This is a genomic window from Stenotrophomonas rhizophila (assembly GCF_003651185.1).
GTDB lineage: Bacteria > Pseudomonadota > Gammaproteobacteria > Xanthomonadales > Xanthomonadaceae > Stenotrophomonas > Stenotrophomonas maltophilia_Z.
In genome coordinates this window covers 199,055-211,369 of sequence record NZ_RCDC01000007.1, presented here as the reverse complement: position 1 = coordinate 211,369, position 12,315 = coordinate 199,055, and the positions used below count along the sequence as shown (strand labels likewise).

Sequence of the window (12,315 nt, the reverse complement as noted above, 5' to 3'; positions counted from 1 at the left end):
GCCACCCGGCCGCTCCTGCCCGGTAAGCCGTGTCCGCCAACCGCTCCGTCCTTGGTATCGCCGCCCTGTGGGCCACGTTCTGCGTGGTGCTGCTGGCCTGCGGCTGGCTGAGCGCCGGCAGTTCCGGTAACGCCGGGCGCTCCCCGGCGAAGGGCCAGACCCCGGCGATAGTGGACGCCGGCAGCACGCTTCGGGTCACCGCGCCCACCGCGCCTGCGCCGGAGCTGCCGTTCGCCGAGCCCAGCCTGACAGCCGAGACCGGCCCAGACCCCGAGGCCGGCCACCCGGCGGTGCTGCCTCGCCTGAGCCGCGGGCCGTGGGTCGCGCGGGTGCCGCTGTGGCGCGCCGACGCGCTGCGTTGGCAGCGGCTGGAACCCTCGCTGCGGCTCAACCCCGGCCACGCGCCTCCCTACGCCTGATCCCGGCGTCGACGCTGCTGCGCGTCGATGCCCGCCACGCCTGCGTCACCGCGCCGCCGTCGGCCGCCTGTCCGTTTTCCCCACCTGCCTCCGCTCCGCCGTGACCGCCGCGTGCCGTCCGGCCTTCGTCCGTCTTCCCAGGAATCACCATGACCGTCCGCCCGACTCCGTTGTCGTCCGCCCTGCTGCTGGCCATCGCCGCCCCCGCCATCGCCCATGCAGAGACCGACGCTGCCGCCGATCCGCAGCGCGCCACCGAACTGGACGGCGTGGATGTCCACGGCGAGCGCGTCCGCGCGCAGTCTTCCAAGTTCACCGCACCGCTGCTGGATACGCCCAAGTCGGTCAGCGTGATCTCCCAGCAGGTGATCGAGCAGACCGCGGCCACCACCCTGCTCGATGCGCTGCGCACCGTGCCGGGCATCACCTTCGGTGCCGGCGAAGGCGGCAACCCGACCGGCGACCGGCCCTTCATCCGCGGGTTCGATTCGGCCTCGGACATCTATGTGGATGGCATCCGCGATGCCGGCAGCCAGACCCGTGAAGTGTTCGCCATCGAGCAGATCGATGTGGTCAAGGGCCCGAGCTCGGCCTACTCCGGCCGCGGTTCGGCCGGCGGCACCATCAGCCTGGTCAGCAAGACGCCCAAGCTGGAGGACTTCGTGTCCGGCAGCCTGGCCGCCGGCACCGACAGCTACCGCCGCGGCACGCTGGATGCGAACCAGGTGATCGGCGACGGCATCGCCGCCCGTTTGAACATCATGAAGCACGATGCCGACGTGGCCGGCCGCGATGAAGTGAACAGCAGCCGTTGGGGCATCGCGCCGTCGCTGGCATTCGGCCTGAACGGCCCGACCCAGGCGGTGATCAGCCACTACCACATGGAAACCGACGACCTGCCCGATGCCGGCGGCTTCCCGTACAACAACCCGTTCACCAGCGGCCCCAACGTGGCGCTCAACGGTGACGGCAGCCCGATCGTGACCAACCGCGATGCGTTCTATGGCTTGGTCGACCGCGACTTCCAGAAAACCAAGGCGGACATCACCACCTTGAATCTGTCGCATGATTTTGGCGGCATCGTGCTGCGCAACATCACCCGCTACGGCGATACCCGCAACGATTACCTGTGGACCCAGCCGGACGACAGCAAGGGCAACCCGAACCTGTTCGGCACCGTCTGGCGCCGTACCAATGCACGCGCCACGCAGACCGACAGCTTCGTCAACCAGACCAGCGTGACCGGTGAGCTGGAAACCGGCCCGCTGCGCCACAGCTTCAACGCCGGCGTCGAGTACAGCAGCGAAAAGACCGTGCGCGGCACCTATGCGATCGCCGATGTGCGCCGCCCCAATGGCCAGACCACCGCAGGCACCAACAACCCGCTGACCGGCAACCAGAGCTGCCCGACCACCGGCGCCGCCACCGGCTACAACTGCACCGATCTGACCAATCCGAATCCGAACGATCCGTGGTCGGCCACCCATGCCGTCACCCGCAGCGATCCGGCCCGCGATGTGCGCCAGACCACCCGCACCAAATCGGCGTATGTGTTCGACACGATCAGCTTCAGCGAGCAATGGATGCTGAACCTGGGCGCGCGCTTGGACGACTACAACACCCACCAGTTCAACCCCACTGCGGCGGCCAACCTGCAGCACCTGCGCAACGACACCTCGTTCTGGAACGGCCAGGCCGGCCTGGTGTTCAAGCCGGTGGAAAACGGCAGCATCTACGTCTCCTGGGGCACCTCCTCCACCCCGGTCGGCGTGGACGGCGGCGACGGCGCCGACGGCATCAGTGCCACCATCCAGGATCTCAAGCCGCAGCGCAGCCGCAACATCGAGCTGGGCACCAAGTGGGATCTGTTCGATGCCCGCCTGTCGCTGACCGGTGCGATCTTCCAGACCGAAATGAGCAACGCGCGCGTGACCAGCGATGCAGGCACCACGCAGAACGCCGGCACCAAGAAGGTCAAGGGCGCCGAGCTGGGCTTCAGCGGCACGATCGTGGAGGGTTGGCAGGTCTTCGGGGGTTACACCTACCTGGATGCGGTGGTCGAGGACAACGGCTTCGCGCTGGTCAACGGCGTCTACGTGCCCTCGCCGTTCAACGGCAACGCGTTCCCCAACACCGCCAAGCACAGCGCCAGCCTGTGGACCACGTGGGCGCCGTCGTTCGTGCCGGGCCTGAGCCTGGGCGCGGGTGCCAACTACGTGGACAAGGTCTACGGCAACGTCAACAACACCAAGTGGGTGCCCTCCTACACCCGTTGGGATGCGATGGTCGGCTACGCCTTCAGCGAGCGCTACAGCCTGCAGTTGAACGTGCAGAACCTGACCAACAAAACCTACTTCACCAAGGCGTACGCTTCGCACTACGCCGCCATCGCGCCGGGTCGTTCGGCCACGCTGGCCTTCAATTTCACGTTCTAAGCGATACCCCCCTCCCGCGCGCTCGTGCGGGAGGGGCTGGAGCCCACCATGCTGCTGCACATCCCCGACGTCCTCACCGCCGAGCAGGTCACCCAGGCCCGCCAGCAGCTGGCCACGGCCGGCTGGACCGACGGCCGCCTGACTGCGGGCTACCAGTCCGCGCAGGCCAAGCACAACCTGCAGTTGCCCGAGTCCGACCCGGCCGCGCGAGCGGTTGGCTCGGCCATCCTCGATGCGCTGGGCCGCAACAGCACCTTCTTCTCGGCCGCCTTGCCGCGTCGCATCTTCCCGCCGCTGTTCAACTGCTATCAGCCGGGGCAGACCTTCGGGTTCCATGTCGACAACGCGGTGCGCTACGACTACACCGTTGCGGGCCAACCACAGCCGATACGTACCGACCTGTCAGCCACGTTGTTCCTGAGCGATCCGGACGAGTACGAGGGCGGCGAGCTGGTGATCGAAGACACCTACGGCAACCAGCGGGTCAAACTGCCAGCCGGCCACATGGTGCTGTACCCGGGCACCAGCCTGCACCAGGTCACCCCGGTCACCGCCGGCACGCGGCTGGCCTCGTTCTTCTGGATCCAGAGCATGTTGCGCGATGACGGCCAGCGGCGCCTGATGTGGGATCTGGATGTCTCGATCCGCCGTCTCACCCATGACCACCCCGAACACCCCGCGCTGGTGAACCTGACCGGCGTGTATCACAACCTGCTGCGGCAGTGGGCCGATGTCTGAGGCCCCCTTGGCTGCGCTCGACGTGGCGGCACTGGCCGAGCAGCTGCGGCACGATCCGGCCGCCGCACTCGCCACCCTGGAAGCTACCGCACAGCGCGGCGATCCGCAGGCGCAGTTCCTGCTCGGCCAGGCGCGGATGGAAGGACGCGGGATCGCGCCCGATGCCGCCGCCGCCGTGCTCTGGTTCGAGCGCGCCGCCAATGGTGGCCTGGCGATCGCCATGAACATGCTTGGCCGTTGCCATGAACTCGGCAGCGGCACGCCGGTCAATCCGGTGCTCGCGGCGGTCTGGTACCGCAAGGCCGCGCAGGCCGAATTGGACTGGGGCCAGTACAACCTGGCCAACCTGCTGGCTACCGGGCGAGGTGTGGCCCGCGACGAACGCGCTGCGTTCGCGCTGTATCTGCGCGCCGCGCGGCTCGGCCATGCCAAATCAATGAATCTGGTCGGTCGCTGCCTGGAGGACGGGATCGGCGTGGCGGCCGATCCGGCTGCGGCACCGGCCTGGTATCGGCGCGCGGCCGAGGCCGGCGACTTCCGCGGCCAGGCCAGCCATGCCTCGTTGCTGCTCGCCGCCGGGGATATCGACGCTGCGGCGCAGTGGCTGCGACGCGCACTTGCCCACGGCAGTCCGTCGTTTCTGGCTCACCTGCGCCCCACCTTGGCGGCCTCGCCCCATCCCTCGATCCGGGCGCTGGTTGCCTGATTGCAAAGGCTGACGTACCTGCAGGCGCAGAATCATTAATCATTCTCATTTGCGTCCGCTAACGAATCTCACCTACAATCCCGCCGCGTTGCCGGTCGGCTGATCGACTGGCCGCTTCGACAGGGGCTCGTCTTGCGCCATCCACACCGCCATCGCAGCTTTGCTCCCGCCATGCGCGGGCGGCAGCAGGCGTTGTCGACCGTGCTGGCGTGGTTGGGCCTGTTGTCGCTGCTGCTGGCCGGCCTGCCGGTACTGGAGCGCGTTGCCCCCGGCAGCACCGTGATGGTCCTGCAGATGCCGATGGACGAGCGCCCGGCCGGCGGTGGCGAGACCACCCCGCAGGAAGAAGCCCCGGCCAAGCCGCGCCGGGTCGCCAGCGCACGCCCTGCTTCCACGCCACCGCCGCAGCCGTCGCTGCCACCGGTCGTGGAATCGCTGGATGCGCTGATGGCCACCCTGGTGGCACAGCCGCCGCGGGTCGTGCCCGCCATTGATTCGGCACCGGCCACGCCGCTGCCTGCCGCACCCGGCCTGCGCGTCCAGCGCGGCCAAGCCCCACCGCAGGGCTGATCCACACGGCCGGCGGCGCCATTGCGCCCCGCCTGGTCACGCACGTTCTGCCCGTTCCGGGCCTTCCTGATTCCTGCGCGTGCTGCCGCCCTGCGGCCTGCCATGTCGCGTCCGCGTTCTCCTTTTCGAGGTTACCCCCATGGCCCAGCGCCATCGTCGTCGCACGTCCCTGTCCCGCTGCACCCTGTCCATCGCCCTGCTCGGTGCGCTGAGCGCCCCGGCCTTCGCCCACGGCGACGCGGCCGGCCCGACCACGCTGGACAAGGTGGTCGTCACGGCCGCCGGCTTCGAGCAGAAGATCGCCGATGCCCCGGCCAGCATCAGCGTGATCAGCCGCGAAGAGCTGAGCAAGCGCCCGTACACCAGCCTGGTGGATGCGCTGCGCGACGTGGAAGGCATCGACGTGGGCATGGAGCCGACCGACAAGAACGGCCGCGCCACCATTTCCATGCGCGGCATGCCGTCGGACTACACCTTGGTGCTGATCGACGGTCGCCGCCAGAGCAACGCCGGCAACCTGTACCCGAACAACTTCGGCGGTGGCCAGTTCTCCTACATGCCGCCACTGGATGCGATCGAACGCATCGAGGTGGTGCGCGGCCCGATGTCCACGCTGTACGGCTCCGATGCGATGGGCGGGGTGATCAACATCATCACCCGCCGCAACCAGACCGAGTGGCATGGCGCGGTCACCCAGGGTTTCACGGTGCAGCAGGACGACCAGTTCGGTGATGCACGCAGCACCGATGTCTACCTGAGCGGCCCGCTGATCAAGGACCGCCTGGGCCTGTCGGTGCGCGGCAGCTACTACGACGCCAAAGCCTCCAACCCGGAATGGGACGATCTGCCGCTGCCGGACGGCACGCTATGGTCGCGCAGCATCGGCTTCGGTGCCGGCGGCAAGGCGGTGGCCAACACCAACTGGAACACCGGCCTGCGCCTGAACTTCATCGTCAATGACGACCACGAGCTGTGGCTGGACTACGACGTGTCGCGCCAGAAGTACGACAACAGCGAAGGCCAGACCGGCACCCTGGACAGCCTGGCCAGCCTGTGGCGCGTGGGCAATGCCACGATCCCCAACCCGAACGGCACCGGCAACGTTACCCGCCGCGTGGTGCAGCCGCGCGTGGGTTACACCGCCTACCAGCGCTATGAGCGCGACCAGCTGGCACTGACCCACCAGGGCCGCTATGAATTCGGCACCTGGCAGACCACGCTGACCCACATCACCAGCAACAACCTCGGCCGGTCGCTGCCGCTGACGCTGGATGAGCGCGCCGATCTGCAGGGCCTGTGGAACGACGTCTGCCGCCGCACCGGCGCCGCCGCCAACTGCGCCGCCAGCGCACGCAACGGTCTGGCTGCGCTGAACCCGGCCGAGATGGCGCGCCTGCAGGCCTTCCTGCCGCGCCCGCTGCGCACGATGGAACTGAAGGGCAACGTGCTGGACACCATGCTCGATCTCACCTTCGGCGCGCACAAGCTGACCGTCGGCGGCCAGTACAACGATACCGACATGATCGACGGCGTGTTCGGCATGGACGGCGCCGGCTACAAGAACAACGTGAAGCAGCAGCACCGCATGTGGGCGCTGTTCGCCGAGGACAACTGGTCGCTGACCGACACCCTGACCGCCACGGTCGGCGTGCGCTATGACGACCACAACATCTTCGGCAGTCACGTCAGCCCGCGCGCCTACCTGGTGTGGAATGCCAACGATGCCTGGACCGTCAAGGGCGGCGTCAGCACGGGCTACAAGACCCCGCGTCCGGACCAGCTGTTCCCCGGCATCGTCGGCTTCGGCGGCCAGGGCGTGATCCCGCTGGTCGGCTCGCCGAATCTCAAGCCGGAGACCAGCACCAACTACGAAATCGCCGCGTACTACGAAGGTGATCGCTGGGGCTTCAACCTCACCGGCTTCCTCAACAAGTTCGACGACAAGATCGCCAGCGGCGGCACCTTCGCCAACTGCGAAGTCGCTCCGAACGATGGCAGCTACTGCGTGGATATCGGCCCGGGCTGGGCCGAGCTGGGCTACAGCACCTTCGGCCAGAGCGTGAACATCGACAAGGCCGAGACCCGCGGCGTGGAAGCGGCGGCCCAGGTGGATCTGCTGGACAACCTGCAACTGCGCGGCAACTACACCTGGACCAAGAGCGAGCAGACCAGTGGCACCGGCAAGGGCCTGCCGATCACCGGCAACCCGGCCAGGCACATGGCCAATGCCAGCCTGAACTGGCAGATCAGCGAGGCGGTGAGCCTGTCGCTGATCGGCGAAGGCCGCTACGACCGCTACCGCGACACGCTGGTCAGCAACGTGGGCGGCGTGAGCAGCTCGCAGACCCGCTATTACGAGGACTACACCATCTTCCACCTCGGCGGCAGCTGGGATATCAACAAGTGGCTGACCGTCAACGCGCGGGTCAACAACCTGTTCGACAAGAACTTCGTCTCGCAGTCCTGCGTGCTGATCAGCGAGAGCGACTACAGCTGTGTGGATGACTATTCCACCAAGGATCAGCGCCGCAGCTACTGGATCTCATTGAACGCCAAGTTCTGAGGCACACCGCGGCGGCGTCCTGGTGACGCCGCCGCTGGCCTTGACCTCGGGCAGCGCGCCGGCAACGGAACGCTGCCTTCTTTTTGCACAAATTGCGAATCATTCTCATCAATGGTGTAATTCGCCCCTCAGTACTCTCTCTCCCGACCGTGGCCACCAGCGCTCCCTCTTCCAGCGTGCAACAACAACGCCGCGGCTTCTGGCTGCGCACGCTGCACCAGTGGCACTGGATCAGCTCGGCGGTGTGCCTGATCGGCATGCTGCTGTTTGCCGCGACCGGCATCACCTTGAACCACGCGGCCAGGATCGAAGCCAAGCCGGAGGTGGTCAGCCGCCAGCTGGCGCTGCCTGCCGAGCTGCTCGGCAAGCTCGGCGACCGCGCCGACGGCAATGCTCCTCTGCCCCGCGTGGCCAGCCGCTGGCTGGATGCGCAGCTCGGCATCTCGATCGGCCGCCGCCCGGCCGAATGGTCCGATGGCGAAATCTATCTCTCCATGCCCAGCCCGGGGGCCGACGCCTGGCTGAGCATCGACCGCGAAACGGGTGACGTGGAGTACGAATCCACCGCGCGCGGCTGGGTGTCCTATTTCAACGATCTGCACAAAGGGCGTAATGCCGGGCCAGCCTGGGGCTGGTTCCTGGATATCTTCGCCGTGGCCTGCCTGGTGTTCTGCATCACCGGCCTGTTCCTGCTGCACCTGCATGCCCGCCAGCGCCGCATGACCTGGCCGCTGGTCGGCCTGGGCCTGCTGATCCCGCTGCTGATCGCCCTGATCCTCATCCACTGACCGTCCCTTCCGGAGCCGCACCATGCGCGTCACCCTGACCATCGCCCTGAGCGGCCTGCTGGCCACCTCGCCGGCCTATGCCACCACCCTGGACATCAACGTCGAGGTGCCCAAGCTCAACGTGGCCGAGTACCACCGCCCGTATGTGGCCGTGTGGCTGGAAGGGGCCGACCAGAAGGTCGCCGCCAACCTCTCCGTCTGGTACCAGCAGACCGGCAACGCCGAAGGCCATGGCACCAAGTGGCTGCCCGACCTGCGCCAGTGGTGGCGCAAGAGCGGGCGCACGCTGGAGGTGCCGGTGGACGGCGTGACCGGCCCGACCCGCCCGGTCGGCAAGCACGCGCTCTCCTTCAGCGACAAGCAGCCGGCGCTCAAAGCGCTCGCCCCGGGCAACTACACCCTCGTGGTGGAAGCGGTGCGCGAAGTCGGCGGCCGCGAACTGCTCAAGATCCCCTTCACCTGGCCGGCCACGTCCGCCCAGTCCGGCAAGGCCCAGGGCGCGACCGAACTCGGTCTGGTCACCCTGTCCGCCAAGCCCTGATCCCCCCATCCACCTGGAGTTTTTCGATGAAGCGCACGCTCGTCCTCGCCGCCGCCATGGCCGCCGCACTTCCGTTCTCCGCCCTGGCCCACAAGGCCTGGCTGCAGCCCTCGCAGACCGTGATCGCGGGTACCAACCCGTGGATCACCGTCGATGCGGCGGTCTCCAACGACCTGTTCTACTTCAACCACGTGCCGCTGCGCCTGGACAACCTGGTCATCACCGCGCCGGACGGCAGCACCGTGCAGCCGCAGAACGCGGCGACCGGCAAGTTCCGCAGCGTGTTCGATGTCGAGCTGACCCAGCAGGGCACTTACCGCCTGGCCACAATCAACAACGGCCTGTCGGCCAGCTGGGAAGAAGACGGCAAGCCCAAGCGCTGGCGCGGCACCCCCGCCACCTTCGCCACCGAAGTGCCGAAGAACGCCAGGAACCTGCAGGTCTCGCAGTCGGTCGGTCGCGTGGAAACCTTCGTCACCAACGGCACGCCGAACGACACCGCGCTCAAGCCGACCAACCAGGGCATCGAGATGATCGCGCTGGCCCACCCGAACGATCTGGTCGCCGGTGAAGCCGCGCGCTTCCGCGTGCTGGTCGACGGCAAGCCGACCGCCGGCCTGGCGTTCGAGATCACCCGCGGCGGCACCCGGTACCGCAACGCGCAGGACGAGATCAAGGTCAGCACCGATGCCAAGGGCGAGTTCGCCGTCACCTGGCCGGAAGCGGGCATGTACTGGCTGGAAACCGGCACCGAAGACAGCAGGACCTCGATCAAGGAGGCCAAGAAGCGTCGCCTGAGCTACGTGGCCACGCTGGAAGTGCTGCCCGAGTAACGGCCTTCGGCGCGGCCGCTGCACGCGCCGTCCACCTCATCGCGCCCCCGTCGACACGACGGGGGCTTTTCACCCGACGCAGTCCGGCCATCGGGCTTACTAGGCCCGACGTGCCCACCCCCATGAACAACCCGGATCTCGACATCGCCAGCCTCGGTGGCCACACCATGGGCACCATCTGGCAGGTAAAGCTGGTCGCGGCGCGCAGCCGCGACCTGCACCCGCTGCATGCCGGCATCCAGGCGCAACTGGACGCCATCGTGGCGCAGATGAGCACGTGGGAAGCCGACAGCGATATCGCGCGCTTCAACCGTGCGCCCGCGGGTGAGTGGCAGGCGCTGCCGCCATTGTTCGACACCGTGATGCAGTGCGCACTGGACATCGCACAGCGCAGCGACGGTGCCTTCGATCCGACCGTGGGCCCGTTGGTGGCGCTGTGGGGATTCGGTGCGCAGGCACAGGCCCGGCGCATTCCCGATCCGGCCACCCTCGCCGCGACCCGTGCGCGGTGTGGCTGGGAACGGCTGCAGTGGCAGCCCGGCCGCCTGCTGCAACCCGGTGGGCTGGCGCTGGATCTCTCGGCGATTGCCAAGGGATTTGGTGTCGACCAGGTCAGCACGTGGCTGCGCCAAAACGGCGTGCACGCCGCGCTGGTGGAGGTCGGCGGCGAGCTGCAGGGGTTCGGCCACAAGCCCGACGGTCAGCCGTGGCGCGTGCTGGTGGAATCGGCCCCGGAAGACGATGCACAGGCAGCCCATCCGCCGCGCGTGCTCGCGCTGAGGGATCGGGCGGTGGCCACCTCCGGTGATCGCTGGCATCACTTCGAACAGGGCGGCGAGCAGTTCAGCCACACGCTGGATCCGCGCATCGGTGCACCGGTCACGCGCGCTGCGGCGGCGGTCACCGTGGTCGCCGACAGCGCCATGCAGGCCGATGCCTGGGCCACTGCATTGACGGTGATGGGCCCCGGCGAGGGCATCGCATTTGCACGTACCCATGCACTGGCCGCACGCTTTGTCAGCCGGGGTGCGCACGGTATCGAGGAACACATGAGCCCCACATTCGAACAGCTGCTCGCCGACGACCGCGCAGGCGCGGCATGAGCCTGCGTCCTTCCCGTGCCTGGCTGGGCAACCTGGCGGTCATGCTGTTGCTGGCGGTCATCGCCTGGGCGCTGCTGCGCCTGCATCTGGGCGACGCGTGGTGGCAGAGCGCACCGCTGGGCTGGCAGTGGCGCTGGGCTACCGGCAGCCTGGTGGGCTATGCGGCGTTCTGCACGCTGATCTGGTGGCGCGGGCGCGCGCGCGAAGACCACGTCGTCGCTGACGGACCCGCCCCGATCCTGCTGGTCTGGGCGAGCCAGACCGGTTTCGCGCAGCAGCTGTGCGAACGCAGTGCGCAGGCGTTGCGCGCTGCCGGCCTGCCGGTCCGCCTCCGCGCACTGCATGCGGTGACCGCCGAGCTTCTGCAGCGCAGCGGGCAGGTGCTGTTCGTGGTCAGCACCACCGGCGAAGGCGATGCGCCGGATCATGCCCTGCCCTTCCTGCGCAAGGTGATGCCACAGGCGCTGGAACTGCCACAACTGCAGTACGGCGTGCTGGCGCTGGGGGATCGCAGCTACGGGCATTTCTGCGCGTTTGGCCACCAGCTCGATGCGTGGCTGCGCCAGCACGGTGCGCACCCGCTGTTCGATACCGTCGAAGTGGACAATGCCGATCCCGGCGCACTGCGCCACTGGCAACAACTGCTCGGCCAGCTGGGCGGTGAAGCGACCGAACTGCCGGACTGGGCCCCGGCCGAGTATCTGCCGTGGCAACTGCAGGCGCGGCATCTGGAAAACCCGGGCAGCCCGGGCGCACCGACGTACCGCATCACGCTGGTGCCCTCCGATGGCGTGCTGCCGACGTGGCAGGCCGGCGACGTGGTCGAGATCGGGCCGCAGCATGCACCGGCCGACGTCGAGGCGTGGCTGCGAAATACCCCGTGGAAGGGCGATATGCTCATCGATGGACGGCCGCTGCGCGCACATCTCGCGCGGGCGCATCTGCCCGGTGATGGGGAACTCCCGACGTTTGCCGACGCAGACGCACTGGTCGCCGCGTTACGTTCGCTGCCGCACCGCGAGTACTCCATCGCCAGCCTGCCTGCCGAAGGCCAGGTACAGTTGCTGCTGCGCCGGCAGCTGCGTCCTGATGGCACCCCGGGGCTGGGCAGTGGTTGGCTGTGCGATCACGCTGCGTTGGATGGGCGCATCGATCTGCGCTTCCGCAGCAATCCCAATTTCCACGGTGTGCCGCCGGCAACCCCGCTGATCCTGATCGGCAACGGCACCGGCATCGCCGGCCTGCGCGCCCACCTGCGCGAGCGCATCAGCGCCGGCGCGCGCCGCAACTGGCTATTGTTCGGCGAGCGCACGGCCGCGCACGATTTCTTCTTCGGCGACGACCTGCGCGCCTGGCAGCGCGACGGCTGGATCGCGCGTCTGGATACGGTGTTCAGTCGAGACGGTGGCGAACACCATTACGTGCAGGACCGGCTGCAGGCGCAGATCCACACGCTGCAGCAGTGGGTGCACGACGGTGCCACGATCCTGGTCTGCGGCAGCCTGCAGGGGATGGCCCCGGCGGTGGATGCGGTGATCGAGCAGGCGCTGGGACGCGACGGAAAAGAAGCGTTGATCGTGGCCGGGCGCTACCGGCGCGACGTGTACTGAGGGTTGCCT

11 protein-coding genes are annotated in these 12,315 nt (G+C 68.1%); all 11 read left to right on the top strand.

Annotation, left to right across the window (positions count from 1 at the left end; all coding sequences use genetic code 11):
- The first annotated feature begins 29 nt into the window (after positions 1-29).
- The 11 genes from BCL79_RS17125 to BCL79_RS17075 all read left to right on the top strand — a co-directional run bounded on the left by BCL79_RS17125 (position 30) and on the right by BCL79_RS17075 (position 12,306).
- Complete coding sequence (locus BCL79_RS17125) at positions 30-419, top strand: hypothetical protein (RefSeq protein WP_121043204.1); 390 nt, start codon at positions 30-32, stop codon at positions 417-419.
- A 149-nt stretch (positions 420-568) separates the two neighbouring features.
- Entirely contained in the window at positions 569-2,854 is a 2,286-nt protein-coding gene (locus tag BCL79_RS17120) for a TonB-dependent receptor (protein WP_121043202.1), read from the top strand.
- A 48-nt stretch (positions 2,855-2,902) separates the two neighbouring features.
- Positions 2,903-3,592, top strand: coding sequence for a Fe2+-dependent dioxygenase (locus tag BCL79_RS17115; protein WP_121043200.1), 690 nt, complete (start codon positions 2,903-2,905; stop codon positions 3,590-3,592).
- A complete protein-coding gene (locus BCL79_RS17110) occupies positions 3,585-4,298 on the top strand; it encodes a tetratricopeptide repeat protein (RefSeq protein ID WP_121043198.1) in 714 nt (237 codons plus the stop codon). Before BCL79_RS17115 ends, BCL79_RS17110 begins: the two co-directional genes overlap by 8 nt.
- Before the next feature lie 132 nt (positions 4,299-4,430).
- Positions 4,431-4,868, top strand: a complete 438-nt coding sequence (locus BCL79_RS17105) for a hypothetical protein (protein ID WP_147433921.1) — start codon at positions 4,431-4,433, stop codon at positions 4,866-4,868.
- A 139-nt stretch (positions 4,869-5,007) separates the two neighbouring features.
- Positions 5,008-7,431: a TonB-dependent receptor domain-containing protein gene (locus BCL79_RS17100; RefSeq protein ID WP_121043194.1), complete on the top strand. Its 2,424-nt coding sequence runs from the start codon at positions 5,008-5,010 to the stop codon at positions 7,429-7,431.
- Between the two features lie 149 nt (positions 7,432-7,580).
- Positions 7,581-8,219 carry a PepSY-associated TM helix domain-containing protein gene (locus tag BCL79_RS17095; RefSeq protein ID WP_152153521.1) on the top strand — a complete coding sequence of 213 codons (639 nt, stop codon included), beginning with the start codon at positions 7,581-7,583 and terminating at the stop codon, positions 8,217-8,219.
- Positions 8,220-8,241: 22 nt separating this feature from the next.
- Positions 8,242-8,760 (top strand): DUF2271 domain-containing protein, encoded by a 519-nt coding sequence (locus tag BCL79_RS17090; protein WP_121043192.1) that lies wholly within the window; start codon positions 8,242-8,244, stop codon positions 8,758-8,760.
- A 26-nt stretch (positions 8,761-8,786) separates the two neighbouring features.
- Positions 8,787-9,593 (top strand): DUF4198 domain-containing protein, encoded by an 807-nt coding sequence (locus BCL79_RS17085; RefSeq protein ID WP_121043190.1) that lies wholly within the window; start codon positions 8,787-8,789, stop codon positions 9,591-9,593.
- A gap of 122 nt (positions 9,594-9,715) precedes the next feature.
- On the top strand, positions 9,716-10,696 hold the full coding sequence (locus BCL79_RS17080) for an FAD:protein FMN transferase (RefSeq protein WP_121043188.1): 981 nt from the start codon (positions 9,716-9,718) through the stop codon (positions 10,694-10,696).
- Positions 10,693-12,306, top strand: a complete 1,614-nt coding sequence (locus BCL79_RS17075; protein WP_121043186.1) for a sulfite reductase subunit alpha — start codon at positions 10,693-10,695, stop codon at positions 12,304-12,306. Before BCL79_RS17080 ends, BCL79_RS17075 begins: the two co-directional genes overlap by 4 nt.
- Positions 12,307-12,315: the final 9 nt, after the last annotated feature.

Coding starts and splice junctions, on each gene's coding strand:
- BCL79_RS17120 (WP_121043202.1), top strand. CDS start 569: ATGACCGTCCGCCCGACTCCGTTGTCGTCCGCCCTGCTGCTGGCCATC.
- BCL79_RS17115 (WP_121043200.1), top strand. CDS start 2,903: ATGCTGCTGCACATCCCCGACGTCCTCACCGCCGAGCAGGTCACCCAG.
- BCL79_RS17110 (WP_121043198.1), top strand. CDS start 3,585: ATGTCTGAGGCCCCCTTGGCTGCGCTCGACGTGGCGGCACTGGCCGAG.
- BCL79_RS17100 (WP_121043194.1), top strand. CDS start 5,008: ATGGCCCAGCGCCATCGTCGTCGCACGTCCCTGTCCCGCTGCACCCTG.
- BCL79_RS17090 (WP_121043192.1), top strand. CDS start 8,242: ATGCGCGTCACCCTGACCATCGCCCTGAGCGGCCTGCTGGCCACCTCG.
- BCL79_RS17085 (WP_121043190.1), top strand. CDS start 8,787: ATGAAGCGCACGCTCGTCCTCGCCGCCGCCATGGCCGCCGCACTTCCG.
- BCL79_RS17080 (WP_121043188.1), top strand. CDS start 9,716: ATGAACAACCCGGATCTCGACATCGCCAGCCTCGGTGGCCACACCATG.
- BCL79_RS17075 (WP_121043186.1), top strand. CDS start 10,693: ATGAGCCTGCGTCCTTCCCGTGCCTGGCTGGGCAACCTGGCGGTCATG.